This is a genomic window from Saccharopolyspora dendranthemae (assembly GCF_007829955.1).
Taxonomy (GTDB): domain Bacteria; phylum Actinomycetota; class Actinomycetes; order Mycobacteriales; family Pseudonocardiaceae; genus Saccharopolyspora; species Saccharopolyspora dendranthemae.
In genome coordinates this window covers 579,620-605,683 of sequence record NZ_VIWX01000002.1, presented here as the reverse complement: position 1 = coordinate 605,683, position 26,064 = coordinate 579,620, and the positions used below count along the sequence as shown (strand labels likewise).

Genomic DNA, 26,064 nt, shown 5'->3' with positions numbered 1-26,064 from the left:
AACCGATGGCCGCATCAGGCAGGAACCTGGCCCGCGCCAAGCTGCTGATCATGGAACCGCCCGCGAAGGTCGGTGCCCGGCCCGGCGCGAAGATCAAGGAGGTCCGGTTCCAGTTCAACCCGAACCGCCTCAGCCTGACCAAGAGCACCGAGTGGCGCCGCAACCCCACGCGGATGGCCAGCGATTCGGCGACGCCCGAGTTCGTCGGCAGCGGCCCGCGCTCGCTGTCGCTGGAGGTGTTCCTCGACGCCACCGAGAAGCACGACGGGTCGGTGGAGAAGAAGGTCGAGGACCTGATGGTGGCCTGCGTGCCCACGCCCAAGAGCCTGGCCGCGAAGAAGCCGGCCAGCCCGTGGGTGCGGTTCGAGTGGGGCACCGCGAAGACGACCTCGTTCAACGGCGTGCTGTCCAGCTTCTCGGTGGAGTACTCGCTCTTCGACGTCGACGGCAAGCCGCTGCGCGCCACGTGCTCGCTGGGCATCGACGAAGCCGGTGCCGACACGCCTGGCCAGAACCCCACGTCGGGCTCGGAGAACGCCCGCCGCACGCACCGGGTGGTCGCCGGGGACAGCTTGGCGCACATCGCCTGGCAGGAGTACGGCGACGCGACCGCGTGGCGGGTGATCGCCGAGGCCAACGACATCGACGACCCCATGATCCTGGCCCCCGGCGCGGAACTGCTGGTTCCCGCGCTCGACGATGAGAGGGACGCGTGATGGGCAACGACAGCTCCGGGAGGTCGGTGGCCGCCGATCCCATCGTGGGCACCCCGGCGGCGCTGCCCGCGGCGTGGCAGCAGCAGCTGACCAGTTGCGTGGTGGACGAGAACGTCGGGCTGCCCGACGCCGCGACGCTGGTGTTCCGCGACCCGAACCACGAGCTGCTGACCGCCACGAGCATCGGCATCGGCTCCGAGCTGACGGTGAAGGTGACGACCACCGCGAGCTCGGCGGCCGAGGAGATCTTCGCCGGCGAGGTCACGGCGCTGGAGCTGGACTCCGACGGGACCGGTTCGTTCACGGTGGTCAGGGCGATGAGCAAGGCGCACCGGTTGATGCGCGGCCGGAAGGTCAAGGCGTTCCGCAACATGACCGCGGACGCGATCGTGCGCACGATCGCCACCGGCGCCGGGTTGCGACCGGGCCGGATCAAGGCCAAGGCGATCACCTACACGCAGCTCTCGCAGGCCAACGTCTCGGACTGGGAGTTCCTGCAGAACCTCGCCCAGGAGCACGGTGTCGCGGTGCGCGTCGACGGCAAGGGCCTCCTCGACTTCGCCGAGCTCACCCCAGCTTCCCGGGCTCCGTCGCCGTCGACGCCGGCGAACAAGAGCCCGTTCGTGCTGGAGTACGGCCGCAACCTGATGGCGTTGCGCGCGGTGCTCACCGCGGCCGACCAGGTCGACGCCGTCGTGGTGCGCGGCTGGAACGTCTCCACCAAGAAACCGCTGGTCGCCAGGGACACCACCGCCGGCAGCGACGTCGTGCAGCCGGGTCTGACGGCGGCGAAGGCGAGCTCGAAGTTCGGCAAGCCCGAGCTGCTGGTCACCGACATGCCCTACGGGACGCAGGCCGAGGCGAGGACGACGGCGAAGTCCCTGGCGTCGTCGATGCGATCCGCGCTCGGTGAGATCGAGGCGGTCGCCGAGGGCAACCCGAAGCTGCGAGCGGGCGTGCCGGTGGCGCTGGGCAACGTCGGCAAGGACTTCGCCGGGAAGTACACCGCGACCGCCGTGCACCACGTCCTGGAACCCGGGCAGGGCTATCGAACGACGGTGCTGGTCAGCTCCTCGCCGGACCGGTCGCTGACCGGGCTGGCCACCGGAGCGAACGCGCCGGACCGGGGTCCGCGCATCCCGGGCCTGGCCACCGGGATCGTCACCGACATCAAGGAACCCGGGAAGTCCGAGCGCGGCTGGGTCAAGCTCAAGTTCCCCTGGCTCGCCGACGACTACACCACCGACTGGGTCCGCACCGTGCAGCTCGGCGGGAAGGGCGGCGGCGGGGTGTTCAGCCCGGACGTCGACGACGAGGTGCTGGTCGGTTTCGAGCAGGGCAGCCTCGACCACCCCTACGTGCTCGGCGGGCTCTACAACGGGATGGACGCGCCCTCGGAGCACGACGTGCCGCTGGTGGACGGCACCAGCGGCAAGGTCAACCGGCGTTCCCTGGTCTCCCCCAAGGGACATCGGCTGGAGCTGATCGACGCCACCACTCGCTCGCCGGGAGTCCACCTGGCCAGCGGCAACAAGAAGCTCGACGTCCGGATGGACGAGCAGAAGCAGACCATCGACATCACGGTGCGCGCCGCGGGCGGGCGCAGGGTGCTGACCCGCATGTCGCTGAGCTCCCGCGGTATCGAGCTGGACGCGGGGACCGGTGACATCACCCTGTCCGGCAAATCGGTGTCCATCGACGCCAGCACCTCGGTGTCGATCAACGGTCGGACCAGCGTGGACATCGACGGCGGCGCGACCGCCTCACTGCGCGGCCGACTGGTCCGCATCAACTGACGAGGAGCTCGCGATGCCCCCTGCCGCTCGAGTCGGCGACCCCACCAACCACGGCGGCACCGTCGGCCCGCCCCGGGTCAACGCGCAGGCCATCGCCACCGTGTTCATCGGCGGGAAACCCGCTGCGGTGGTGGGGAGTCAGATCGTGTGCCCGGTCCCGCCGCACGCCGTGATCAGCGGAGGCAACGTGATCATGCCCAGCGCTCCGGGTCTCAACGTGGTGCTCATCGGCGGGTTCCCGGCGGCCTGCTTCGGCGACAAGACCACCTGCGGGGCCCAGGTCCTGGGCGGTGCGGTGAACGTGCTGATCGGGGGGCCGATGTGAGCGATCGGTTCATCGGCCGTGGCTGGGGTTTCCCGCTGCGGGTGGGCGCGACCGGCGGGATCGGCATGGTCGAGCGGGAGCAGGAGATCGAGGAGGCGATCCGCCTGGTGCTGGGCACGGCACCGGGCGAGCGCCCGATGCGCCCGGAGTTCGGCTGCGGCATCCACGACCACGTCTTCGCCCCGGGCGACGGCGCCACGGCCGGGCGCATCGCCTACGAAGTGCGGGCCGCACTGCTGCGCTGGGAACCCCGGATCGAGGTGTCCGACGTGGTGATCGCGTTCGACGCCGTCGACGACGGCGTGCTCTACATCGACGTGCACTACACGCTGCGCGCCACCAACGATCGCCGCAACCTCGTCTTCCCCTTCTACACGATCCCGCACAACGACGGAGATGCCGACTGATGGCACTGCCCACGCCGAACCTGGACGATCGCCGGTTCCAGCAGCTCGTCGACGAGGCCAAGCGCTACGTGCAGCAGCGGGCACCGGAGTGGACCGATCACAACGTCTCCGACCCGGGCGTCACCCTCATCGAGACGTTCGCGCAGATGGTGGACCAGCTGGTGTACCGGCTCAACCGGGTTCCGGAGAAGAACTACCTGGCGTTCCTGGACCTGCTGGGCGTGCGGCTGTTCCCGCCGGCGGCGGCGCGCGCGGACGTGACCTTCTGGCTGTCGGCGGCGCAGGCGGAGACGGTGCTGCTGCCGAGCGGGACGGAGGTCGCCACCGCGCGGTCGGAGACCGGGGACGCGGTGGTGTTCGGCACCACCGAGGACCTGCCGATCGTGCCGTGCGAGCTCAAGTCGCTGGTGACGATCTCGGCGGCGGGCGAGCAGGCGAACCGGACGAAGGACCTGGACGTGGGCCGGGACGTGCCGTGCTTCCAAGCCGAACCGGCCGTCGGCGACGCGATGCTGTTCGGGCTGTCCAACGCGGTGCCGCGCTGCGTGGTGGCGGTGCGGCTGGACAGCCAGGTCGAGGGCATCGGCGTCGATCCCCGGCAGCCGCCGCTGGCCTGGGAGTCGTGGGACGGGATGCGCTGGACGGAGTGCGCGGTGTTCGACGACGCCACCGGCGGGCTCAACCGGCCCGGCGAGGTGCTGCTGCACGTGCCCGCCGGGCACAGCCCGTCGGTGGTGGCCGGGGTGCAGGCGGGCTGGTTGCGCTGCCGGGTCGTCGAGCCGGTGGAGGACCAGCCGTTCTACTCGGAGTCGCCGACGGTGCGGGTGGCGGAGGCATTCACGATCGGCGGCATCACCCGCGTCGAGCACGCGGAGACCATCACCGACGCTCCGCTGGGAGTGTCGGAGGGCGTTGCAGGGCAGCACTTCCGGCTCGACCGGGCTCCGGTGCTCACCGACGGCGAACCGGTGGTCGTCCAGGTCTCGGTCGGCGAGGGCTGGCAGGACTGGGGCGTCGTGGAGCACTTCGGCGAGTCCGCGCCCACCGACCGGCACGTCACGCTGGACGCCACCAACGGCGAGTTCGGCTTCCCGCCTGCGGTGCGCGCCCCCGACGGCTCCCTGACGGCCTTCGGCGCGGTGCCGCCGAAGGGAGCGCAGATCAGGGTGCCGACCTACCGCACCGGTGGAGGCCGGGCGGGCAACGTCGCTCGCGGCGCGATCTCGGTGCTGCGCAGCTCGGTGCCCTACATCTCCAGCGTCGACAATCGCGAGGCCGCGTCCGGCGGCGTGGACGGCGAGACCGTCGCGGAGGCGAAAGTGCGCGCACCGAACCAGCTCCGCGTGCAGGAGCGCGCGGTGACCGCCGACGACTACGAGCAGATCGCGCGGCAGGCGGCCCCGGCCGCCGCCCGGATCCGCTGCCTGCCCGCCGGGCAGGAGCCCGGTGCGGCGCGGGTGCTGGTCGTGCCCGACGTGGTCGCCGACTCCGGCGACCAGCTGCGCTTCGAGCAGCTGGTGCCGACCGAGCAGCTGCTCGCCACGATCGCCGCCCGGCTGGACGAGCGCAGGCTGCTGGGGACACGGCTGATCGTGGAACCGCCGTTCTTCCAGGGCATCACCGTCGTGGCGCGGATCCGATCCGCACGCCCCGACCTCAACCCGGTGCGACACGATGCCCTGGCAGCGTTGTACCACTACCTCAACCCGCTGCGCGGTGGCATCGACGAAACCGGTTGGCCGTTCGGCCGTCCGGTGCAGCTGGGCGAGGTGTTCGCGGTGCTGCAGCGGGTTCCGGGCGCGGATCTGGTCGACGAGGTCCGCCTGTTCCCCGCCGACCCGATCACCGGCCAGCGCGGATCGCCGGTGGACCGCGTGGATCTGGCCGCACACGCGCTGGTCTTCTCCCACCAGCACCAGGTCATGGTGCAGCCCGCGGGCGAGGTGACCGGATGACCAGGCACGCCGTCCCCGGCCTGCCGAGCCGCTACCCGCTGGGCACGCTGCTCCCGGCGATGTACGCCGAGGACGACTTCGCACAACGCTTCACCGCGGGCCTGGACCAGGTCCTCGCGCCGATCCTGTCGACCTTGGACAACCTGGCGCACTACTTCGATCCGCGGGTGACCCCGGCGGATTTCGCGGGCTGGCTGGCGGAGTGGGTCGCCGTCGAGCTCGACCCGGCGTGGCCGCTGGAGCTGCGCCGGGCGGTGCTGCGCAGAGCGGTCGAGCTGCACCGGCAGCGCGGCACCGCGCACGGGCTCGTCGATCTGCTGCGGCTGTGCGCGGGCGTGCAGGCGCGCGTCCTCGACGGTCCGGGTTCGGCGTGGTCCACCCGGCCCGGCACGGCACTTCCCGGCACCGCCGTCACCGGTGTGGTGGTGCAGGTCTGGCCCGGCCGGTCGGAGGTGGACCGGCACAAGGTGACCGCGCTGGTCGAGTCCGCCCGCCCGGTGCACCTCACCTGCACCGTCGAGGTCCTGCCCGGTCCACCTCAGCAGCGAAGGGGATAGCGCGATGCGTTCCTGCCCGACATGCGGCGCGCAGGTCGCCCGCGACGACGACTTCTGCGGCACCTGCGGTACCTACCTGGGCTGGGAGGCCGAAGGCGCCGGCACCGGAACCACCTCGCCGCCGTCATCGGAGGCTCCGACCCGGCGCATCCCCGTCGCGCAGCCGGAACAACCCGAGGCCGTGCAGCCGGCCGAACCGGTCGCACCGCGCCCCGAATCGACCGCCCCGGTCGAGGAGGCGGTGCAGGACGGTCCGCCCTGCCCGTCCTGCGGGACCGCCAATCCGCCGGACCGGCGGTTCTGCCGACGCTGCGCCCACCAGCTCCACCCGACCGGGCCGGCCACCCCGCGAAAGCAGTCCAGGCGGCTCAGCAACCACGACCGCCACAAGCTCTGGCGGCGACTGGTGATCCTCGCCGCGGTGATCCTGCTGGTGGTCGCCGCTCTGCTGCTCTACCCGCTGGGCAAGGAGGCGGTGCAGGACGTGCTGGACAAGACCTCCGAGGCGGTGCCCGTCGCACCGACGTCGGTCACCGCCAGCGACTCGGTCCCCGGCCACCCGGCAGGCGCCCTCACCGACGTGCGCACCGACGTCTACTGGGGTGCCCCCGGTCCCGGCGCATGGGCGGACTTCGACTTCGACCAGCCGTTCCGCCTGGTCGGGATGCTGGTGCACATCGGCCCGTCATCGAAGCCGGACGGATTCGCCGCGCAGGCCAGGCCGTCCAAGCTGGACATCATCATCACCCAGGCCGACGGAAGCACCCGCACGATCAGCACCGGCCTCGCCGACCAGCCAAGCCAGCCCAAGATCTACATCGGCACCAGCGACGTCACCCGCGTCCGCATCGTCGTGCGCGAAGCAACGGACCTCACCGAGGGCAAGCACATCGCCACGTCCCTGGTCGAATTCTTCCAGCGCGGCTGACACCGCTCGGCCCGGCGAAGACGCTCACCGGCACCACGAGAACGTGCGGACCCGGGGGCGAACCGGTCAGGCCCGCCCCCGGGCATCGGTTGCGATCACGGGATGGCGGCGAGGTCCTCCGCGGTCATCTGCCACTGCGCGGCGGCGACGTTGGCGCGGACCTGCTCGGGGCGGGTCGCGCCGGTGATCACCGAGGTGACGGGTTCCTGCGCCACGAGCCAGGCGACGGCGAGTTCCAGGATCGTGTGGCCGCGTTCTTCGGCGAAGGCGGTCAGGCGTTCGACCTGGTCGAAGTTCTCGTCGCTGACGACACGGTCTGCCAGAGGCTTCAGCTTGTCGAAGCGGCTGCCCTCCGGGAAGGCCTCGCCCTTGCGGTACTTGCCGGTCAGCAGGCCCGAGGCCAGCGGGAAGTAGGGCACCACACCGAGATCGTTGCGGCGCGCGGCGGGCACGATCTCGGCTTCGACGTCGCGGTTGAGCAGGCTCCACTCGATCTGGGTGCCGATGAACCGCGACAGCGACCCCTGATCGGCGATCTCCTGCGCCTGGTCGATCTGCTCGGCCGAGACGTTCGACGACGCCACGTGCAGGACCTTGCCGGCCCGCACGAGTTCGTCGAGGGCGACGAGCGCCTCTTCCTGCGGGCCCTCGGCGTCCGGGTAGTGCTGGTAGTAGACGTCGATGCGGTCGGTGCGCAGCCGTCGCAGGCTGCCCTCGCAGGCCTCGCGAATGCGCTTGGCCAGCGCTCCCGGGGTGTAGGGCTCGTCTTGGGGCCGGGGCGTGAACTTCGTCGCGATGACCACGTCGTCACGGCGAGACCCCAGGCACTCGCCGATGATCTCCTCGGACCGGCCGCCGCCGTACATCTCGGCGGTGTCGAGGTGGGTGATCCCGTTCTCCAGGGCCGCTTCCAGCACGGCGCGGGAATCCTCCAGCTCCAGCTTCATCCCGAAGTTGTTGCATCCCAGGCCGATCACGGACAGCTCTGGCCCCTCGGCACCGAGCCGACGTTTTTCCATCGTCGAACCTTCCGCTCGCTCGTCGCTGACGGTGGCGGCCTTCGCGGTCGCCGGGGGGGCACCGCAGCGCCCCACCGCGCCACTGTAGAACCCGGGGACTGCCCGGAGTGGAAATCGGGTCTGGTCGGGCTGCCCGCTAAGGCGGCCTCGAGTGAACTCATCGGCCCGGCAGAGGGCCGAGCAGTCGTTCCGCGTTGCGACCTCGGATCGCCTCGCTGGTCTCGACGTCCAATCCGGCCGCGAGCAGGCGATCCACCGGGTCCTCGACGCCCATGTCGAAGGGGTAGTCGCTGCCGAGCGTGACGCTCCCGGCGCCCATCGTCTCCACCAGGTGACGCAGCTGGTGAGGCGTGTAGACCAGGGAGTCGACGAAGGTGCGGCGCAGCAGCTCGCTCGGTGGTGCTTCGGTGGTGCGCGCATCGCCGCGCACCGACCAGGCGTGGTCGGCGCGGACGAGGTGACTGCCGAGATATCCGCCTCCGTGCGCTGACCAGATCCGCAGTCGCGGGTGCCGTTCCAGCAAGCCGGAGAACGCGAGCCGCGACAGGGCGAGGGCCGTTTCGACGGGGTTTCCGACGGTGTTGAACAGGTAGTAGGCGTTGAGCCGTTCGCCCAGGGTGCAGCCCCACGGATGGATCAGCACGGCCGCGTCGAGTTCCTCGGCGGCTGCCCAGAACTCAGCCAGGGACGGGTGGTCGAGTTCGATGCCGGGCGCTGCCACGGTGGAGATCTGCACCCCGCGGATTCCCCGCTCCCGCACCGCGGTTCGCAACTGGCGGGCGGCGAGATCGGGATGCTGCAGCGAGACCGCACCGATGCCCACGAACCGGTCCGGTCGTCGTGCGCAGAACTCGGCGACCGCCTCGTTGGTGAGCGCAGCGATGCGCGTGGCCAGCTCCCGAGGCGCCCAGGTGTGCGGCAGCGGCACCGGACTCACCGCTTGCACATCCACACCCGCGCGGTCCATCGCAGCGATGCGCAGGTCCACGTCGGTCAGCTTCGCGGCGAGAGCGCCGATCTGCTCCGCGTTGCAGGCTGCCGACTCCGGTCCCAGAGACGCTCCGTCGATCGCTCGCTGCCGGGCGAGACCCGGCTCGTCGGCGATCAACTCGTCGACCGCGGGCACCCCGAGGTGGGCGTGGACGTCGACCGCCGGGACGGTGCGGGGCATCGGCTCTCCTCCGACCCCCGGTTGAGCCGGGCCGGTCACAGCGGGGCCATCGCGGCCACGGCGACCTCGTAGGCCACCGCATCGGGGTCGATGTCGAGGGTGTGGTCCTGTTCCCACGAGCCGATGCGTTCGGAGCCTTCGACGATGGCCTTGCAGCGGTCGAAGCGCCGGTTCATGAAGCCGTCGAGGACCTGCTCGATCGGGAGTCCTGTCGCGACCTCCTCGGCGAGCACGACTCCGTCCTCGATGGCTTGGGCGCCACCTTGACCGCAGTGCGGTGAGGTGCCGTGGGCCGCGTCGCCGATCAGCAGGACGCGTCCTCGGTGCCAGGGCGCGGGAAGCAAGATGTTCTCGACCGGGCGGTAGACGACCTCCGCGTCGTCGCGGACCAGCTCGCGGTGTTCGGCGACCGCTCCCCCGTACTCGGCGAGCCGGTTGCGGTACTCGGAGGCGAGGCCTTCCCGTGGCAGGCGGACCGGTGCGCCGTCGGGCACCTTCTCGATCGTGAGCATGTACATCAGGTCATGCGCCAGCGGGACGAACCCCGCGCTCCCCCGCGCTCCCCGGTACATCCAGAGCCGGTCGAGTCCGGGGATCCGCGGCAGGTTGATGCGCCAGGCGACCTGACCGGTGAACTTCGCCTTGACGTCGTCGCCGAAGATCTGCTCGCGCAGCCGCGAGTACAGCCCGTCCGCTCCCACCACCAGGTCGTAGCTGTGGTGCTGCCCGTCGCTGAACCCGACGTGCGCGCCCTCCGAGTCCTGCTCCACCGCGGTCGCGCTGACACCCGTGCGGACGTGAGCGCCTGCGCTGTCCGCGGCCGCCACCAGGATGTCGTGCAGGCGCCGTCGGGTGATGCCGTTGTTCGGCGGAAGACCCGGCACCGCAGGTGGGAAGTCGGTCTCCCCCAGGACGGTGGTGCCGTCGGCGCTCCACCTGCGCATCCCCACGATCGGATGCCCCTGCACCACGCAGTCCTCGGCGAGGCCGAGCCGATCCAACGCGCGCAACGCGTTGCCGGGCTGGATGATCCCAACCCCGTAGACCGACCACTCGGCGTCCTTCTCGATCAGGTCGACCTCCACACCGACCCGACGCAACGCCACCGCCGCCGACAGCCCACCGATCCCACCGCCGACGACCAGCACCCGTCGCACGCTCATCGCGCGCCGCCCACCTGGTCGCCGAAGAAGTCCCGCACGCTCTCGGCCGCCACTGCCGCGTCCTGCCGCACCGCGGCCTCCCCCGCCGGCAGCGGCCAGGCGTCGTGGAAGCCCTCGGGCGCCTCCACGTTGCGCCAGATGCTCTGCCCCGGGTTGCCGCCGGCGGCCTGGTAGGTGGTCGTCTCCCAGTCCGGCATGCTGTTGATCCAGCCACCCGCGTTGATCTCCATCCGGAACCCGCCGGGTTCGCGGACGTAGAGGTAGGTGATCTCGTCGATGCCGTGGACGCCCGGGCCGAACTCGATCGGCGTGTCGTTGGCCAGGAAGATCTCGGCCGCCCGCTCCACGTCCTGGCGCTGGTCGACGCGGAAGGCGATGTGGTGAGCACGTCCGGTCATGCCGCTGAAGTCGGGCACGAGCGCGAGGTCGTGGGTGGAGCGAATACCGTTGCAGGTCAAGGTGGAGAACACCTCGAAGCCCGGTTCGACCTCGGTCTGCGCGGTGTGGCGGGCGCCCAGGTTCGTGTAGAAGTCGATGTCGCCGCGCATGTTCCGGGTCGGCATGGTGACGTGGTCGAGGTAGCGGGCTCCGATTCCCGTTCCTGAGAAGCGCTGCGGCCGGTTCTTGATCGTCGGTTCCCGCTTCTCCGGGGGAGCCTGGTAGCGGTCGACGTCCCAGAACACCTCGTGCAGATGGCGGCCGTGCGGGGCGCGGTACTGGTAGGTCGCGCCGTGCCCGGGCCAGTCGTCGACCCAGCCGACGGCCTCTTCGGTGTCGGCGAGGCGCTGGGCGACGATCTCCGGATCCCCCGGGCCGTAGGTGCGCCAGCCGATCCGGCCGACGCCGGGTTCGAGCCCCTCGGTGATGATCAGGCTGGAGTGCAGCCACTCCGCCCAGCCGCGCAGGTACACCGACTGGCCCTCGCGGGTGGTCTCCTCCAGCCCGAAGACCTCCTTCATCCACTGCACGGTCTCGGCGGGCTTCGGGCTGATCAGCTCCACGTGCGAGAGCTGGGACAGCAAGATCTCGGACATCAGAACTCCTCGGGAGTCAACGGGTTTCAGGCCCGGCAGGTCAGCGGTCGGCCGCCGTTGTAGGTGACCATGTCGCGCAGCGCGGCGACGGGATCCAGCGGCTGTCCGGCGGACTCGGCGAACGCGCTGTGCAGGTTGCCGACGATGCGTTCTCCGTCGGTCCAGGCGGCGAACCTGCCGAGGTCGGTTTGGCGCGCCACCTCCAGCGGGCTCAACCCGGCTTCCCGGCCGCGTTCTGCGACGTCGAGCACGAAGCGCGAGTAGTCGAGCACCTCGTCGATGACCTCCGGCCCGCAGACCGGGCCGTGACCGGGCACGATGGTCGTGGCACCCAGCGGTTTCAGGAAGTGTTCGAGGACCTCGACGGAGCCCCGCACCGATCCGGACAGGAGGAACGGGGTGCCGCCGTGGAACAGGAGGTCCCCGGCGAAGAGAACGGAGCGCTCCGGAAGCCACACCACGACGTCGTTGGTGGTGTGCGCAGGACGTCCGGGATGGATCAGCTCGCAGCGCACGTCGTCGACCCACACCGTGATCCGGTCGGTGAAGGTCAAGGAGGGGAGCCGGAGTTCGAGCGAGCCGTAGTCCACATCGGACCAGAACCCGCCGTTGGCGGGCAGGCCGAGCGCGAGCATCTCCGGGCGGGCCTGCTCGTGGGCGACGATCGTGGCGTTCGGGAAGAACCCGTTGCCCGCCGTGTGGTCGGGGTGGTGGTGAGTGTTGACCAGCGTCCGCACCGGCGCGGCGGTCACCTCGTTGATCGCCGCGAGCAGGTCCCGGGTGCGTCGTTCGGTCGCGCAGGCGTCGATGCACAGCACCCCGGAGGCACCGGTGACGAACCCGCTGTTGTTGATCATCCAGCTGCCGTCGGGCTGCACGAACGCGTAGACGCCGTCGGAGACCTCCTCGACCCGTCCCGGTCCCGGCCGGCTCATCGGGGCTCCTGCACGCAGGTGTTGCGCTGCGCGCCGATGCCGGAAATGGCGGCTTCCAGCACGTCGCCGGGTTCGAGCCAGCGCTGCCACTTGCCGCCGTTGCCCGCCGGGCTGCCGGTGAGGACCAGATCCCCCGGGTACAGGGTCGTCGCCGCGGATGCGGCCGCGATGATCGCTTCGACGTCGAAGAGCAGGTTCGCGGGAACGTCCGACTGCTTGCGCTCGCCGTTGAGGTCGAGCGTGATCTGCAGGTCCCGGTAGTCCCCCAGCACCTCGACGGGGGTGATGAACGGCCCGGTCGGCAGGAACGTGGGCCGGTTCTTCGCCCGGATCCAGTCCCCGCCCAACGGCCGGTGCTCCGGCGGGAACTGCAGGTCGCGGGCGCTGATGTCATTGCACGCGGTGAAGCCCGCGACGTGCTCCAGCGCGCGTTCGCGCGGCACCCGGTGCGCGGTCTTGCCGATCACCGCGGTCAGCTCCACCTCCCAGTCCACCTTCGAGGATTCGGCGGGCAGCAGCACGTCGTCGTCCGGGCCGCAGATCGCGGCGGGCAGCCCGGCGAAGAAGAAGGGGCTCCCGGTGCGGGCCTTGTCGTCCATCATCTTCTCGGCCTCGCGACGCAGTTCGTCGTCGCTGCGGGCGTCATCGGGTTCCCGGCCCGACAGCACGATCTCGGCGACGTGGCTGCGGTAGTTCGCGCCCGCCTGGATGATCTGCCGCGGCACCACCGGCGCCCGCACCGACAACTCCCCCAGCGGCCTGCCACCCCCGCCGCCGAGCGTCGCGGCCAGCTCCGGGAGCCGGGCCCGCACGGCGTCCCAGTCCTCCAGCAGATCCCGCACGGTCCCCGCCTCGTCCAGCGGCAGAACCCGGTCACCCGAGACGAGACCGGCGAACTCCCGGCTCCCGTCCGAGAAGGTCCCCAGCGCGTAGCCGTCGACCCATCGCGTCATCGCGTCCTCCTTCAGACGCGTCCGACGTTACGAGCGGCACCGGTGAGCGCGGAAATGCGCGGCGTGAATACCAGCTATCGCACCACGGCCAGCAGCTGCTCCCGCAACCAGCGGTGCCCGGGGTCGGCGTCCCGGCGGCTGTGCCAGTACGCGGACTCGCGCACCGGGCGCAGGGAGAACTCCGGTTCCAGCAACACGATGTCGGCGGCGTGGGCGAGCTGCTTCCCGAGGCTTTCCGGGATGATCGTGACCAGGTCCGTGCCCGCCAGCAGGAACGGCATGGTGATGAAGTTGACCGAGCTCGCCTCGACCCTCGGGGCCACCCCCGCCCGGTCGAGATCCTCATCCATCAGGCTGCAGCCGCTCGGAGGCGCGAACGCCAGGTACGGGTACTCGGCGAGCGCCCGCAGCGACAGCCATCCACCGGCCAGCGGATGCTGCGACCACACGGCGCCCACGTACCGGTCGCGGACCACCCGCGCGCTCGAGCACGAGCTCGACAGCATGCCCTCCGCCAGGACCTCGGGCAGGATCACCAGGTCGATCTCGTCGCGTTCCACCATGCGCGCGGCATCCGCGGACAGCGATCCCAGCTCCAGCCTGACGTTGGGCACCACGCCGTTCACCCGCGTCAGCAGCGGCCGCATGATGATCACGCCCACGTAGTCGCTGGCGACGATGGTGAAGGTCCGCTCGTCGTGGGCGGGGTCGAAGCCCGGGGGCGTGACGATGTGCTGCTCGATCGTGGCCAGCACCTCGCGCACCGGCTCGATGAGCGCTTCACCGCGCGGCGTCAACCGCAGGTGCCGTCCCTGCTTGACCAGCAGCGGATCACCCAGGATCTTGCGCAGCCGGGCCAGTGCGGTGCTCGTCGCCGGCTGCGACATGTGCAGCCGCTCGGCGGCGCGGGTGACGTTCTGCTCGCGCAGCAGCGCGTCGAGCACGACCAGGAGGTTGAGATCGAGCTGTCCCAGCTGCACGACCGGTCACCCCTTCCTGCGTCATCACCACCGCGATCCTACGAGCCATCCACCGCGCGAATACCAGCCAGCCGACCTGTGCATTTCCGCCGAGGTCGCGCACCTGCTTAGCATCCCCGCACAGCCCGGAGGAGGCATCATGCGATTCGCCCGGCACAGAACACCCCAGGGACCCAGGCTCGCCGTGCTCGACGACGAAGACGTCCTGATCGACCTCCCGGAAGGACTCGATCTTCCGGCGCTGCTCGCCGACGACGGCGGGCCCGCCGCGGCAGCCGACACCGCGTTGCGCGCCGCCTCCCCGGGCGTGCCGCTCATCGACGCGGACCTCATGGCGCCGCTGGACCCGCCCACCGTGCGGGACTTCTCCACCTTCCCCGAGCACACGGCCGGGATCGCCCGGAACATCGACGCGAACGCCGGTGTCCCGGAGGAGTTCTGGGAGATCCCCGCGTTCTACTTCTCCAACCCGTACGCCACCGCCGGACCGCACGACACCATTCCCGTTCCCCCGGGCTGCGAGCGGTTCGACTTCGAGCTGGAGGTGGCCGCCGTGGTCGGCCGCCCCGGACGGGACTTGACCGTCGAGCAAGCCGCCGAGCACATCGCCGGGTTCGTCGTGCTCAACGACTTCTCCGCACGCGACGTCCAGTTCCACGAGATGCGGTTGCGGCTCGGGCCCGCCAAGGGCAAGGACACCGCCACCGCGCTCGGCACCGTGTTCGTGACCGCGGACGAGCTCCTGCACCGCGCCTCGGGAACCTCCTACGACCTGACCATGCGGGTCCTGGTCAACGACGAGGAGATCGGCACCGACCAGCTGGACAACATGGCCTGGAGCTTCCCGGCCCTGGCCGCCTACGCCTCGCGCGGCACCGAGATCCGCCCCGGCGACCTGCTCGGATCCGGAACGTGCCGCAACGGCTGCCTCGCCGAGCTGTGGGGCAGGTACGGCCAGGACTTCCACCGGCCGCTGCGACCAGGCGATGTCGTCACCACCGAAGTGGAGCTGCTCGGCGGCACCCGGAACCGCGTCGTACCGGGCTCGGCACCGCACCCCATCCGTCCCGGAAGCAGGACGTGACGCACCTGCTGGTCCGCACCGCACAAGCGAGAAGTGCGGAATCGCGCTGATCTCCGTTTCGCCGAAGGAAGTCCGGCGACGGCCGCACTACCGCGTGGCGTACACCATCGATTGGCGCAGAACGTCCGGGATGTCGGGCGCCCGCTCCGTCGTCGTGGTGAATCCGTGGGCGTCGAGAAGTCCGAGGACCGCGTCCAAGCGGCCGTCCAGATCCTGCACTTCGAGGACACACTGCCGCACTCGCCGCCAGTCCGACGGGTCGAGACCCTCCAGGACCTCCAGCTCCGCGCCCTCCACATCGATCTTGAGCAGGTCGATCGGGCCCTCGGGCGCCCAGTCGCGCAGCACGTCTGACAGCCGGCACACCTCGGCCTCCACCTCGACGCCCCCCATGATGCGCTCCACCGCCGCCGGGCCGATCTGCTCCACGATCAGCTCCTGGTTGATCTTCTTCTGCTCCGGGTATCGCGTGGAGTTCCCGTGCAGAGCGGGGTAGAAGGTGAAGCTCACCTGCGCTTCGGGCTGCCTGCCCAGCGCCGCCCGCACCACTTCCACACCCTTCGCGCCGTGGTTCTCCAGGTTTTCCAGCAGCGCCCGGTGGGTCGCGGGAATCGGCTCGAAGGCCAAGATCCGCGCGCCCGGGAACTCCTGCTCGACGAACAGGCAGAACATCCCCACGTTCGCACCCACGTCCACGATCTGCGCGGATTCGGACAGCCGGATGCCGTGCTTGAGATAGGTGCGTTCGACGAATATCTCGTTGTAGATGAACTGAACCTCGGAGAACAGCGCGTCTTCCGGCTGCGGCACGGCAACCGAGAAACCGTCGGCGACCTGGACTGATCTGATGTCGGTCATGGACTCCTCCTGGAACGTGGTTCCCCGCGCGCCGAACGGCCGCGAGCGATGTCACTGGTGAATCTGCTAGTTGTGCGACGCAAGCTGTTTCGCTTAACGTCGGCGCCATGAGCCATCTCGCGATGGTGAGCATCGCCCACCACGGTCATGTGAATCCGAGTCTGGGGGCGGTGCGGGAGTTGGTCGCGCGCGGCCACCGGGTCAGCTACGCCATCCCCGACGAGGGCGACTTCGTCGCGCGGGTGCGCGCCACCGGCGCCGAACCACGCGTGTGGGAGTCCACGCTGCCCGAAGCCGGGGACGCGCCGGAAGCGTGGGGCGAGTCCCGGCTCGACCTCGCCGAGCTGTTCCTGCGGGACGCGATGCAGGCACTGCCGCAGCTCGACGCGCTGTACCGGGACGACGTTCCCGACCTGGTGCTCAGCGACATCTCCGGTTGGGCGGCGCGGGTTCTCGCGCATCGCTGGGACGTGCCCTACGTCCAGTTCTGCCCCAACCTGGTGCCCTGGGAAGGGTACGAGGACGAGGTCGGCGCGCGGCTGGCGCAGGAGATGAAGTCCTCCGCTCGCGGCCGGGCCCACTACGCGCGGTGGGACGCCTGGCTCGCCGCGAACGGCCTCGCGGGCACCGACCCCGACGACTTCATGACTCATCCCCCGCGTTCGCTCGTGCTCATCCCCCCGGCCCTCCAGCCGCACGCCGACCGGGTCGACACCCGCCGCTACAGCTTCGTCGGCGCCTGCCAGAGCGACCGGGCGGACCAGGGCCCTTGGCAGCGTCCCGCCGAAGCCGAGGGCAAGCGGATCGCGCTGGTCTCGCTCGGCTCCAACTTCACCAAGCAGCCCGGCTTCTACCGAGCCTGCGCGGCCGCCTTCGACGCGCTGCCCGACTGGCACCTGGTGCTCCAGGTGGGCAGGCAGGTCACCGAGCAGGAACTGGGCCCGATACCGGACAACGTCGAGGTGCACTCCTGGGTCCCGCAGCTGGACGTGCTGCGGCAAGCCGACCTCTTCATCACCCACGCCGGGGCGGGCGGCGCCCAGGAAGGCCTGGCCACCGGAACCCCGATGCTCTGCGTACCGCAGGCCGCCGACCAGTTCGGCAACGCCAACCTGCTGGTCCTGCTCGGTGTCGCCGAGCAGCTCGACACCGCCGAGGCCACTGCGGAGGCGCTGCGCGCCGCCGTTCCCCGGCTCGCCGACGACCCGGACGTCGCCGCGCGTTGCGCCGCGGAGCGGGAGCGGACCGCGGCGGAAGACGGCTCCTCGCGCGCGGCGGACCTCGTCGAGGCGGAACTTCCCGGCTGACCGGCGCCGAGGGCGCCGACCCGCCACTCCGATCGCGTTCACACCGCGGGCGCGAAGAAGAAGGTGTCGCGCCGGGAGAACCGGCCCGACGGCTCGATCACGAAGAAGTCGGCGAACTCCACGTCGACGCGGCGTCGATCCTTGAGCGTCCCGGAGAACGTGCCGCGAACCGCGACTCGTCCCGCCTCCGACACCACATCGGCCAACTCGTGCTTCCCGTGGTCGATCATCCGCTGCGACGAGTAGAACGCGCGCAGCTCTCCCCTGCCCACGAGAGGTGCATATCCCGGCCTGCGGTAGACCGCACCCTCGCAGAACAGCTGGAGCACACCTTCGAGGTCGCCGATGTCCACCATGTCGTAGTAGGAGCGAACCACTCTCGCGCCTTCTCCTGCTTCAAGCAAAACGGTTCCACCTCACACGAATCCAGCGCACCCGGACGCATCAGACGCGCTGTTGCTTGTAGTGGCGGGAGTACCAGGCGGCCAGGTGCGCTCTCGTGTTCAGCCCGCGTGCCGTCCGAATGTTGCGCAGGTGCGTTTCCACCGTCCGCACCGACAAGTACATCTGCGCCGCGATCTGCCGGTTCGTCAGGCCCTTCGCCACCAGGCTCGCGATCTTCTGCTCCCGGTCGCTCAGCGGCCTACCTTCCCGCTTCGGCGCAGCAGCGAGGTCCGCCGACTCCCGTCGCGCGAATCGGACGGCTTCGGGGCCGTTCAGGGCCGAGCCCACCGCCAGTGCCTTCTCGGCAGCGGACTCCGAAAGTTCCGCCCGGGCGGCGACTTCCGCCTTGGCCAGCCGCTCCGACAACCACCCGATGCCGGCTAGCGATTCGTCGAGGCCGCGTGACTCGGCCGCCACCAACAAGGTCAGCGTGCGGGCGTACTCGCCCTTCCCCAGCGCGGTCAGCACGAACCCGAAGAAGACGCAGGTCACGTTCTCGTCGAGCAACGCCGAGAACCGCTCCTCGGCCTCCTCGTACCGCTCCTGCTCGCACAGCAGCAGGCCGTGCACGAAATCCGCGCACCGCGTCGGGCCCGTGAGCCCGGATTCCCGAACCAGATCCAGAACGTCGATCACGGACGACGAGCGTCGCAGGGCCATCAGGTCCAAGTCGGCGACCACGCTCCGCATCGACGCGTACAGACACAACACCATGATCATCGTGTCGCCGAGCTGAGTGGTTACGCGAAGGCGCGCCCGCAGATCGGCCGAGTCCGTCGAGCACGCGGACAGGAAGTACGCCATCACCGACATGCGGCTGGTGAGGAAATCGTGCGGTGCGGCCGAGGAAGTCGCGATGGCTTGCCGGGCGAAGGACTCCGCCCGCTCGAAATCGCCCGCCGCGCCGGACACGACGGCCGCCGTCGACAGCGCGACACCTCGATACGGGTTGGCGGCGCTCGCCGACTCGAGAGCCTCCGCCGCGCGACCGCAGACGGTCGGCCGCCTGCCCTTCATCAGATCGGCGGCGTCGGCCGCCGAGGCGAGCAGGAGCTCACGATCGTCGCCCCGCGAGCGCAGCCACGTCAGGACCTGGTTCACGTGCTGGTGCTCGATCCGGAAGAAGTCCGCGGTCTCGCCGCCCATCACGCCGTGCTGCGAGAAGTCACCGGTCGCATCGACGATCCAGTCCGCCAGCAGCTCCCGGGCACGATCCCCCTCACCGCGGTCGGCGAGATGCTCGCGGGCGAAGTGCCGGACGCTCCCGGCCATCCTGAACCGGGCCTCGTCGGAACCGGACACGGCAACGAGCAACGACTTCGATTCGAGGGCGGCCAGCAGTTCCGGCACCGCCGTGGCCTCGACCCCTGCCGCGGCCGCGACGGTCGCGGCGGCTTCCACGCCGAACTCACCGGACAGCGCGGACGCCGTGCGCGCCAGAGCCCGTTCCGGCTCAGCGAGCCGGTCGTAGCTCCACCCGACGGCGGCACGCAGGCTCTGATGCCTCGGAGCGGCCGTTGCCCAGCCGGTCGTCAGCAGGCTCGCGCTGTCGCCGAGCCTGCGGACGATCTCGGCGACGGGGAACGCGCGCACCCGCAACGCCGCCAGCTCGATCATCAGCGGCAGCCCGTCCAGGCGGGCGCAGATCTCCCGCACGTCCTCGGCGTTGTCGTCGGTGAGCTCGAAGCCCGGCACCACTGCGACCGCGCGCTCGACGAACAGCCGCACCGCGGCATCGTCCCCGCTAGTCCACGGCAGACCGTTCACGACGTGGACGACTTCGCCGGGCAGGCGCAGCGGCTCACGACTCGTGGCCAGCACCCGGAGGTCGGGGTGGCGGGACAGGATGGCGTTGACGGTGCGGCTGCACCCGCCCAGCACGTGTTCGCAGTTGTCCAAGACCAGCAGCCGCGCATCGCCGTCGTGCTCGCAGCCGGCCAGCTCCGCTTCGACGCGCGACAGCACCTGAGCGGGATCGCTGATGGACGCCAGCTCGACGTAGACGACCTGGTGCCTCGCCCGGCGCTGCTCGGCCGCGGCGGCTTCGACGGCCAAGCGGGTCTTCCCCGCGCCGGGTGCTCCCGTGACGGTGACCAGCCGGTCGTCGCGGATGAACCTGCTCAGCGCGAGCAGCTCGTCTTCGCGGCCGACGAAGCTGCCCAGCTGCTCCAACAGCCCGACGGTCGGGGCCGCGCCGGCCCTGCTCTCCGACACCCGCTGCCGATAAGCACGTTGCCTGCACGCGTTCGAGCAGAACTTCGCGTCGTGCCGTCCGCCTGCGGCTTGCGCGACGATCTCGCACCCGCACGCGCGGCAGATCTGGCCGCCACCTGGTGCCCCGGATGTTCGCCTCACCGGCCGCACCTCTCGGGAGCACAGCCGGAAGGCGGAACCAGGAAGCCGAGCGATCTTTCAGGACACCACGCCATACCTACGCCTCTTTCACGCCCAGCTGAGCGGATTCAAGCTGATTTGAGAGGTCTCACCGAAGACAGGACGATTTGTAGATGACAAGCAGATAGAACCCGCAACCGCTGGCCGAGTCAACGCCGCAAGACTAGTAGTTTCATTGAAGAAAAGGAGCTAACCGAGATTGCACACACTCGATCACCCACAGTGATCGGGCCGATTCGCCCGAATCTGATCAAACGTTAAACTTCGCCATCTTGACCCAAAAGACCAGCGCAGGTAGCGTGCGAGCGCGCACGATAAACTGATTCACCGTTCCTCGGAATCGACGCTGGAGATGAGATCAATCCGGATGTCGAAATTCACAATCCCGCTACGGGAGAAAAGCCATCTGCATGCGCACGAATCGGCGTGCCGCAGAACACGACTTCCGAATTGGCGTCTTGCGATGTGATACAGGGGAATCCGAGAAGACCGGAATCGGCGCTCACGGCGTCGTCGACAGCACGGAGGTCCGCTAGCGACCACGCCACGCGGGGTCACGCTTCTCCGCGAACGCGCGCGGCCCCTCCACCGCGTCGTGGCTCGCCCGCCTGCGGGACTCCTCCGGGTACTCCGCGGCGAAGGCGTCCTCGATCGGCATGTCCACCGACCGCAGCACGGCTTGCTTCACCGCGCGCACGGCCAGCGGGGCGGCCGCCAGCAGGTCGGCCACCCAGCCCTCGACGCACGCGTCCAGCTCCGCCGCGGGTACCACCTCGTTCACCAGGCCGAACCGGGCCGCCTCGGCAGCCGACATCCTCCTGCCCGTCAGGAGATGTCCCATCGCCTTCCGCAGCGGCAGCTGGCGCGCCAAGCGAAAAGCACCGCCGGCGCCGGGGACGAGACCCAGGCGCACCTCCGGCAAGCCGAAGACCGCGTCCTCGGCCGCGACCACGATGTCGCACGCGAGCAGCAATTCGAACCCGCCACCGAGCGCGTAACCGCGCGCGGCCGCGACCACGGGCTTGGTGAGGTCGAACCGCTCGGTCAACCGCGGCCAGCCCGGCAAACCCCGGCTGCCGAAGGACGTCCGCTGCGCCCCTTCGGCATCGAGCGCAGCCCGTTCCCGCAGGTCCTGCCCGACGGAGAAGGCGCGGTCACCCGCCCCTGCCAGCACGACGACGCGGATCTCGTCGTCGGCCTCCACGTCGTCCCACACCTCGCCCAGTTCGGCGTGCATCCGCAGGTCCATCGCGTTGAGCACCTCCGGGCGGTCGAGGGTGACCCGCGCGACGTGCCCGTCTTTGCGGTAACGAACAGGGGACGCCATGCGGGTACCTCCATCACGGGTATGTGCACCGTCAGCGCGACGTTAGGAACCGGTTCGGCCGCCCGGCATCCGCGCTGCCCGCCGTTACACCGATGCGCCGCTGCGCTCCCAGTGCATGCCGTCCTGCCCGGCGATCAGGCCGTCGGCGCTGAGCGGAACGTCGTCGGCGGCTTCGCCGAAGGCCGCTTGCAGCTGGATCTTGTGCCCCTCCCAGTGGACCCCGCGCGACAGTTCGTGCAAGTCCTCCTTGCGCTTGTCGCGGTAGGACTCGGCGGTCAGCACCGCCTCGTCCGACGCGCCGCCGCCGACCAGGCCGACGAACGCCTGCGCGGCGGGTGCGGTGTCCCGCGTGACGCGCTTCGCGTCCTCGAAGTACTGCTGCTCGTCGCGATTGATGTCGTAGAAGGTGACCAGGAAGTCGTGGAAGGTCTGGTACTCCTTGCGGTACCTGGCCTCGTACTCCGCGAAGCACTCCCGCTCGCCCAGTTCTCCGCGGAGCGCCGTGTTGATGGATCGCGCGGCCAGCAGCGCGCTGTAGGTGGACATGTGCACGCCCGAGGAGAACAGCGGGTCGATGAAGCCCACGGCGTCGCCGACGAGCACCATGCCGGGCCGCCAAAAGGTGTCGTGGAGGTACGACCAGTCCTTGCGGACGCGCACCTCGCCGTAGCGGCCCTCGGTCACGCGCTCGGCGTCGGAGAGGTACTCGGCGACGATCGGGCACTCGGCGATCATCGCGGACAGGGCCTCGGCCCGGTCGCCGCGCAACCGGTCCGCGCATTCCTTGCGGACCACGGCGCCGACCGAGGTGAGCGTGTCGCTCAGCGGGATGTACCAGAACCAGCCGGACGGAAAGGCCACGCAGGTGATGTTGCCGCTGTTGGGCTCGGGCAGCCGCCTTCCGCCCTCGAAGTAGCCGAACAGCGCGATGTTCTGGAAGTGCTCGGAGTAGCGGCGCCGGCCGCCGATGGACCGCTGGAGCTTGCTCTGGTTGCCGGTGGCGTCCACGACGTACCGGGCGCGCGCGGTGCGCTCGACGCCGTCGGAGTCGGTGTAGCGGACGCCGCGGACCCGATCGTCCTCCTCGATGACCTCGCCCACCGCGCACCGCTCCCGCACCTCAACACCCTTGCGGCGGGCGTTGTCCAGCAGCAGCTGGTCGAACTTGGCCCGTTCGACCTGGTACGCGTAGGAGGTCGGACCGGCGAACTTCTTGGAGAGCGCGAAGTCGAACGACCACGGCTCGGCGCCGGAGCCCCAGGCGAAGGTGCCCCCGCGCTTGCGCACGAACCCCGCGTTCTCCACCTCCTCCGAGACGCCCAGCAGGCGGCAGATCCCGTGCACCGTGGACGGCAGCAGGGATTCGCCGATCTGGTAGCGGGGGAACTCCTCCTTCTCCAGCAGCAGGACCCGGTGGCCCTGCATGGCCACGAAGGTCGCCACGGACGCCCCGCCCGGGCCACCTCCGGCGACCAGCACGTCGTACTCCTCGGCGGGATGGGTCATGGGAGATCGGCCTTTCGTCCGGGAATGGATGCGTCGCTGACCGGCAGCACGTGGCCCGGCAGCGCGACGGGGTCGCCGAGGACGACGGCGATGTCGCGCCGTCCGTCGTGCGGCTCGCGGGCGTGCGCCGTGCGGATGTTGTCGACGAGCAGGACGTCGCCCTCCCGCCATCGCTCGCCGACGGTGAACCGGTCGTAGACGGCGTTGATGCCGTCCACCACCTCGGCCGTGACGGGGGTGCCGTCACCGGCGGCGGTGTCGAAGGGCAGCCCGCCGGGGCCGTAGACGTCCGTGAGGTATTCGCGCACGGCCGGGTCCACGGTGAGCCCGTTGAGGAAGGCGATCTGGTTGAACCAGCAGCGTTCTCCGGTGTGCGGGTGGCGCACGACGGCGGCGCGGTGCTGCCGGGTGACGAGCCGGTCCTCGGACAGCCAGGTGTTCTCGATGCCGGCGGCGGCGCAGTAGGCGTCGACCGCCGAACGGTCGCTCGTGCCGAACGCGTCGGGCCAGGCGACTCCCACGTCGTGGTACGCCCGGCGCAGCAGCCAGCCGTGGCGCTCGAACGGGGCGACGAGCTCGGACGGCAGGGCGTCGAGGACGCGCTGGGAGTCGGCGACGGTGGTGCGGCCGCCGCTGCCGGGGGCGGTGAGGCAGCCGAACACGAGGGTGCCGGGGACGGTGTCGGCATAGCTCAGCTCGTGGTGCATGCACATCGGCTCGTCGGCGGGCCAATGGCTGCCGGAGTAGACCTCGCGCGGGTAGGCGGTGCGGGGCGCGAAGCTCTCGCGTTCCGGCATCGCCTCGATCCCCAGCGCGGCGGCGACGTCGGCCACGTCGGCGGGCGTGCGGACGTCGAGGCCGCGCAGCAGGACGGCACCGGACTCGGCGAGCGCGGCGCGCCCCGCAGCACGCGCCGTCGCGGCGCGCCCCGCGGGATCCGGGCCGTCACCGGTGTCGAGCACGCGAAGCGGTTCGGGCTCGGTCGAGACGACCCGAGGTCGAGTGTCCTGCGGCACTGCGGGTGTGGGGACTCCCGCGCCCGTCTCCGACTTGCGGTCGACGAGGGCCGCGACGTCGGCGACCGTGGGGGTGTCCTTGAGGTCGGCGACGCTCACCACGCGGTCGAGCGCCATCGACAGCCGGATCGCCGACAACGAGGTGCCGCCGAGTTCGGCGAAGCGGGACTCCCTGCCGATGCGCTCCACGGGCACGTGCAGCAGGCCCGACCACAGGGCGGCGACGCGCCGTTCGGTGTCCGTGACGAGCTCCGGTGCAGGACCGGCCTCGTCGGCGCCCTCGGTGTCGCTGGCGCGGGCGGCGAGGACGATCTTGTCGATCTTCCCGTTGCCGTTCAGGGGGAGTTCGTCGACGCGGTACAGCCGGGGCGGCACCATGTAGTCGGGCAGGGCGGTGCCCAAAGACCGTGCCACGCCCGGGCCGTCGGGGGCGTCGTCGCCGGTGTAGTAGGCGACGAGCTGGGGATCGTCCTGCGTTCCGGCGACGACGACCGCGCCGGACAGCACGCCGGGCACCTGCAGCAGCCGGTCCTCGATCTCGCCGATCTCGATGCGGAACCCGCTGATCTTCACCTGGGAGTCGCGCCGCCCCAGGTACTCGAAGTCGCCGGAGGGCAACCGGCGGCCGAAGTCACCGGAGCGGTAGAGGCGGTCGCCGGGGCGGTACGGGTCGTGCCCGTAGACGGCGGCCGTGCGGTCGGGGTCGTTCAGGTAGCCGCGGCCCACGCACACCCCGGCCATCACGATCTCGCCCGGTGCCCCGATGGGCACGAGGTGCAGCTGCTCGTCCACCACGTGCACGCGGCAGTTGCGGATGGTGTCGCCGAGCGGGATCGACCGGTGCCCGGGAAGCGCGCGCATGACACCGTGGTTGGAGTCGTCGCTGACCTCGGTGAGCCCGTAGCAGTTGACCAGTGGGACGCCGGGGAAGACGCCGAACCAGCGGCGCACCAGCTCCTTCTTCAACGCCTCCCCGGTGACGGCCATGACCCGCAGGTCCGGCAACGCGGCCGCGGCGTCGGGCCGCTCCGCGAGCAGGAGTTCGAGGTAGGTCGGCACCAGCTGCGCCACCTCGACGCGCTGCCGGGCCAGCAGGTCGACGAACCGGTGCACGTCGACCACGGCCTCCTGCTCGACCAGGAGGGCACGACCGCCCAGCAGCAGCGGCGCGACCAGTTGCCACAGGGAGATGTCGAAGCACTGCGGTGCGGTCTGCGCGACGGTGTCGCCTTCCCGCATGCCGAGGTCCTCGATCTTGGCGTAGACGTGGTTGAGGAAGCCGTCGTGCTCGCACAGCGCGCCCTTGGGCTCCCCGGTGGAGCCCGAGGTGAAGTAGACATACGCCAGTTGGTCACCGGCGACGGGGATCGCCGGGTCGTGGCGGGGCCCGTCGCCGTCGATCACCTCGCGCACGTCCACGCGGCGGACCGCGTCGCGGTCGGCGAGCGCCTCGTCCAGCGGCGGCACCTCGCGCTCGGCGAGCACCCAGCGGCACTCCGCGCGGGTGAGAGTCCTCGCCATGCGCCCGCTGGGGAAGTGCGGTTCGAGGGGCAGGTAGCAGCCGCCCGCCTTGAACACGGCGAGCACGGCGGCCAGCCACTCCGGGGTGCGCTCGGTGACGACGGCGACCACGTCCTCCGCGCGCAGCCCCTGCCGGTGCAGCGCCCAGGCGATCGCGTTGGCGTTCTCGTTGACCTCGCGGTAGGTCAGGGTGGCCGCGCCGTGCACGACGGCGACCGCGTCGGGGTGGAGCCGGACGCGCTCCTCGAAGAGTTCGTGGAGACGACGCCCCGGCAACGGTCTGACGGGACCGGAGCCGGCGGCGATGACCTCCTCGGCCTCCGCCTCGGAGAGCAGCCCTTCCCGCGTGTGCGGCGCGTCGGGACCGTCGATCGCGAGCCGCTCGGCGCGTCGGACGTAGTGCTCGAGGCGGTCCGCGGCGATGTGCGGTTGCGCAACGGCACCGTCCCACGCCTCGTCGGCCGCGATCCGTCCGTCTGCTGTGGACACCCGCAGGACCAGATCGCGCCACGTCGCCTCGGACGGCAGCACCGGCGCTCCCACGACCACCGACGCCACCTTCAGCCGCGCGGCGCGCAGCACCGCTTCCTCTTCGGTGCCGCAGGAGCGGGCCAATTCGGCGCCGGATGCTGTGTCCCGCATGGGTTCTCCTCTTCCTCGCTCGGTCG

At 70.6% G+C, this 26,064-nt stretch carries 22 protein-coding genes; 9 read left to right on the top strand and 13 right to left on the bottom strand.

Translation table 11 applies throughout. The annotated features are described in order from the left end of the window. Nucleotides 1-5 precede the first annotated feature (5 nt). From FHU35_RS11585 to FHU35_RS11555, 7 genes are read left to right on the top strand one after another with little or no spacing between them, the layout of a single operon-like run. Nucleotides 6-716 carry a CIS tube protein gene (locus FHU35_RS11585; protein WP_145738505.1) on the top strand — a complete coding sequence of 237 codons (711 nt, stop codon included), beginning with the start codon at nt 6-8 and terminating at the stop codon, nt 714-716. Then, a complete protein-coding gene (locus tag FHU35_RS11580) occupies nt 716-2,512 on the top strand; it encodes a VgrG-related protein (RefSeq protein WP_145738504.1) in 1,797 nt (598 codons plus the stop codon). Before FHU35_RS11585 ends, FHU35_RS11580 begins: the two co-directional genes overlap by 1 nt. A gap of 13 nt (nt 2,513-2,525) precedes the next feature. After that, a complete protein-coding gene (locus FHU35_RS11575) occupies nt 2,526-2,837 on the top strand; it encodes a PAAR domain-containing protein (protein WP_145738503.1) in 312 nt (103 codons plus the stop codon). Beyond that, the gene (locus tag FHU35_RS11570) at nt 2,834-3,244 is read left to right on the top strand and encodes a GPW/gp25 family protein (protein ID WP_145738502.1); all 411 of its coding nucleotides are present in this window, start codon (nt 2,834-2,836) and stop codon (nt 3,242-3,244) included. Before FHU35_RS11575 ends, FHU35_RS11570 begins: the two co-directional genes overlap by 4 nt. After that, nucleotides 3,244-5,199, top strand: a complete 1,956-nt coding sequence (locus FHU35_RS11565; RefSeq protein WP_145738501.1) for a putative baseplate assembly protein — start codon at nt 3,244-3,246, stop codon at nt 5,197-5,199. The genes FHU35_RS11570 and FHU35_RS11565 overlap by 1 nt, the downstream gene beginning before the upstream one ends. Continuing rightward, nucleotides 5,196-5,756, top strand: a complete 561-nt coding sequence (locus FHU35_RS11560) for a phage tail protein (RefSeq protein ID WP_145738500.1) — start codon at nt 5,196-5,198, stop codon at nt 5,754-5,756. Before FHU35_RS11565 ends, FHU35_RS11560 begins: the two co-directional genes overlap by 4 nt. A gap of 4 nt (nt 5,757-5,760) precedes the next feature. Next, nucleotides 5,761-6,684: an NADase-type glycan-binding domain-containing protein gene (locus FHU35_RS11555; protein ID WP_145738499.1), complete on the top strand. Its 924-nt coding sequence runs from the start codon at nt 5,761-5,763 to the stop codon at nt 6,682-6,684. Nucleotides 6,685-6,779: 95 nt separating this feature from the next. Here FHU35_RS11555 and FHU35_RS11550 read toward each other — a convergent pair whose 3' ends face one another. The 7 genes from FHU35_RS11550 to FHU35_RS11520 form a co-directional block, all read right to left on the bottom strand. Beyond that, complete coding sequence (locus FHU35_RS11550) at nt 6,780-7,703, bottom strand: aldo/keto reductase (RefSeq protein ID WP_145738498.1); 924 nt, start codon at nt 7,701-7,703, stop codon at nt 6,780-6,782. Nucleotides 7,704-7,860: 157 nt separating this feature from the next. Then, nucleotides 7,861-8,874, bottom strand: a complete 1,014-nt coding sequence (locus FHU35_RS11545; protein ID WP_145738497.1) for an amidohydrolase family protein — start codon at nt 8,872-8,874, stop codon at nt 7,861-7,863. Nucleotides 8,875-8,909: 35 nt separating this feature from the next. After that, nucleotides 8,910-10,037, bottom strand: coding sequence for an FAD-dependent monooxygenase (locus FHU35_RS11540; protein WP_145738496.1), 1,128 nt, complete (start codon nt 10,035-10,037; stop codon nt 8,910-8,912). Beyond that, entirely contained in the window at nt 10,034-11,071 is a 1,038-nt protein-coding gene (locus FHU35_RS11535; protein WP_145738495.1) for a VOC family protein, read from the bottom strand. The genes FHU35_RS11540 and FHU35_RS11535 overlap by 4 nt, the downstream gene beginning before the upstream one ends. Before the next feature lie 26 nt (nt 11,072-11,097). Then, a complete protein-coding gene (locus FHU35_RS11530) occupies nt 11,098-12,006 on the bottom strand; it encodes an MBL fold metallo-hydrolase (protein WP_145738494.1) in 909 nt (302 codons plus the stop codon). Then, complete coding sequence (locus FHU35_RS11525) at nt 12,003-12,959, bottom strand: fumarylacetoacetate hydrolase family protein (RefSeq protein WP_145738493.1); 957 nt, start codon at nt 12,957-12,959, stop codon at nt 12,003-12,005. Before FHU35_RS11525 ends, FHU35_RS11530 begins: the two co-directional genes overlap by 4 nt. A 74-nt stretch (nt 12,960-13,033) precedes the next feature. Next, nucleotides 13,034-13,939 carry a LysR family transcriptional regulator gene (locus FHU35_RS11520; protein ID WP_145738492.1) on the bottom strand — a complete coding sequence of 302 codons (906 nt, stop codon included), beginning with the start codon at nt 13,937-13,939 and terminating at the stop codon, nt 13,034-13,036. A gap of 139 nt (nt 13,940-14,078) precedes the next feature. Between FHU35_RS11520 and FHU35_RS11515 the strand changes: the two genes are divergently transcribed. Continuing rightward, complete coding sequence (locus tag FHU35_RS11515; RefSeq protein WP_145738490.1) at nt 14,079-15,023, top strand: fumarylacetoacetate hydrolase family protein; 945 nt, start codon at nt 14,079-14,081, stop codon at nt 15,021-15,023. Between the two features lie 87 nt (nt 15,024-15,110). Here the strand turns inward: FHU35_RS11515 and FHU35_RS11510 are convergent, their stop codons facing one another. Next, on the bottom strand, nt 15,111-15,881 hold the full coding sequence (locus FHU35_RS11510) for an FkbM family methyltransferase (RefSeq protein ID WP_145738488.1): 771 nt from the start codon (nt 15,879-15,881) through the stop codon (nt 15,111-15,113). A 107-nt stretch (nt 15,882-15,988) separates the two neighbouring features. On the opposite strand from FHU35_RS11510, the gene FHU35_RS11505 reads away from it, so the two are divergent. Next, on the top strand, nt 15,989-17,188 hold the full coding sequence (locus tag FHU35_RS11505) for a macrolide family glycosyltransferase (protein ID WP_246110248.1): 1,200 nt from the start codon (nt 15,989-15,991) through the stop codon (nt 17,186-17,188). A gap of 38 nt (nt 17,189-17,226) precedes the next feature. Here the strand turns inward: FHU35_RS11505 and FHU35_RS11500 are convergent, their stop codons facing one another. From FHU35_RS11500 to FHU35_RS11480, 5 genes are all read right to left on the bottom strand, one after another. After that, nucleotides 17,227-17,565 (bottom strand): nuclear transport factor 2 family protein, encoded by a 339-nt coding sequence (locus FHU35_RS11500; protein ID WP_222429345.1) that lies wholly within the window; start codon nt 17,563-17,565, stop codon nt 17,227-17,229. A gap of 67 nt (nt 17,566-17,632) precedes the next feature. Beyond that, a complete protein-coding gene (locus tag FHU35_RS11495; RefSeq protein ID WP_145738486.1) occupies nt 17,633-19,987 on the bottom strand; it encodes an ATP-binding protein in 2,355 nt (784 codons plus the stop codon). Between the two features lie 571 nt (nt 19,988-20,558). Next, nucleotides 20,559-21,353: an enoyl-CoA-hydratase DpgD gene (dpgD, locus tag FHU35_RS11490; protein ID WP_145738484.1), complete on the bottom strand. Its 795-nt coding sequence runs from the start codon at nt 21,351-21,353 to the stop codon at nt 20,559-20,561. A gap of 84 nt (nt 21,354-21,437) precedes the next feature. After that, nucleotides 21,438-22,859: an FAD-dependent oxidoreductase gene (locus FHU35_RS11485; RefSeq protein WP_186459441.1), complete on the bottom strand. Its 1,422-nt coding sequence runs from the start codon at nt 22,857-22,859 to the stop codon at nt 21,438-21,440. Continuing rightward, nucleotides 22,856-26,038, bottom strand: coding sequence for a non-ribosomal peptide synthetase family protein (locus tag FHU35_RS11480; protein WP_186459383.1), 3,183 nt, complete (start codon nt 26,036-26,038; stop codon nt 22,856-22,858). Before FHU35_RS11480 ends, FHU35_RS11485 begins: the two co-directional genes overlap by 4 nt. Between the last annotated feature and the right edge of the window lie 26 nt (nt 26,039-26,064).

Excerpts from the sequence above, each read along its gene's own strand:
- FHU35_RS11550 (WP_145738498.1), bottom strand. The coding sequence starts at position 7,703 with ATGGAAAAACGTCGGCTCGGTGCCGAGGGGCCAGAGCTGTCCGTGATC.
- dpgD (WP_145738484.1), bottom strand. The coding sequence starts at position 21,353 with ATGGCGTCCCCTGTTCGTTACCGCAAAGACGGGCACGTCGCGCGGGTC.
- FHU35_RS11480 (WP_186459383.1), bottom strand. The coding sequence starts at position 26,038 with ATGCGGGACACAGCATCCGGCGCCGAATTGGCCCGCTCCTGCGGCACC.
- FHU35_RS11575 (WP_145738503.1), top strand. The coding sequence starts at position 2,526 with ATGCCCCCTGCCGCTCGAGTCGGCGACCCCACCAACCACGGCGGCACC.
- FHU35_RS11545 (WP_145738497.1), bottom strand. The coding sequence starts at position 8,874 with ATGCCCCGCACCGTCCCGGCGGTCGACGTCCACGCCCACCTCGGGGTG.
- FHU35_RS11530 (WP_145738494.1), bottom strand. The coding sequence starts at position 12,006 with ATGAGCCGGCCGGGACCGGGACGGGTCGAGGAGGTCTCCGACGGCGTC.
- FHU35_RS11555 (WP_145738499.1), top strand. The coding sequence starts at position 5,761 with ATGCGTTCCTGCCCGACATGCGGCGCGCAGGTCGCCCGCGACGACGAC.
- FHU35_RS11485 (WP_186459441.1), bottom strand. The coding sequence starts at position 22,859 with ATGACCCATCCCGCCGAGGAGTACGACGTGCTGGTCGCCGGAGGTGGC.
- FHU35_RS11535 (WP_145738495.1), bottom strand. The coding sequence starts at position 11,071 with ATGTCCGAGATCTTGCTGTCCCAGCTCTCGCACGTGGAGCTGATCAGC.
- FHU35_RS11515 (WP_145738490.1), top strand. The coding sequence starts at position 14,079 with ATGCGATTCGCCCGGCACAGAACACCCCAGGGACCCAGGCTCGCCGTG.
- FHU35_RS11510 (WP_145738488.1), bottom strand. The coding sequence starts at position 15,881 with ATGACCGACATCAGATCAGTCCAGGTCGCCGACGGTTTCTCGGTTGCC.
- FHU35_RS11525 (WP_145738493.1), bottom strand. The coding sequence starts at position 12,959 with ATGACGCGATGGGTCGACGGCTACGCGCTGGGGACCTTCTCGGACGGG.
- FHU35_RS11540 (WP_145738496.1), bottom strand. The coding sequence starts at position 10,037 with ATGAGCGTGCGACGGGTGCTGGTCGTCGGCGGTGGGATCGGTGGGCTG.
- FHU35_RS11505 (WP_246110248.1), top strand. The coding sequence starts at position 15,989 with ATGAGCCATCTCGCGATGGTGAGCATCGCCCACCACGGTCATGTGAAT.
- FHU35_RS11560 (WP_145738500.1), top strand. The coding sequence starts at position 5,196 with ATGACCAGGCACGCCGTCCCCGGCCTGCCGAGCCGCTACCCGCTGGGC.
- FHU35_RS11565 (WP_145738501.1), top strand. The coding sequence starts at position 3,244 with ATGGCACTGCCCACGCCGAACCTGGACGATCGCCGGTTCCAGCAGCTC.
- FHU35_RS11580 (WP_145738504.1), top strand. The coding sequence starts at position 716 with ATGGGCAACGACAGCTCCGGGAGGTCGGTGGCCGCCGATCCCATCGTG.
- FHU35_RS11585 (WP_145738505.1), top strand. The coding sequence starts at position 6 with ATGGCCGCATCAGGCAGGAACCTGGCCCGCGCCAAGCTGCTGATCATG.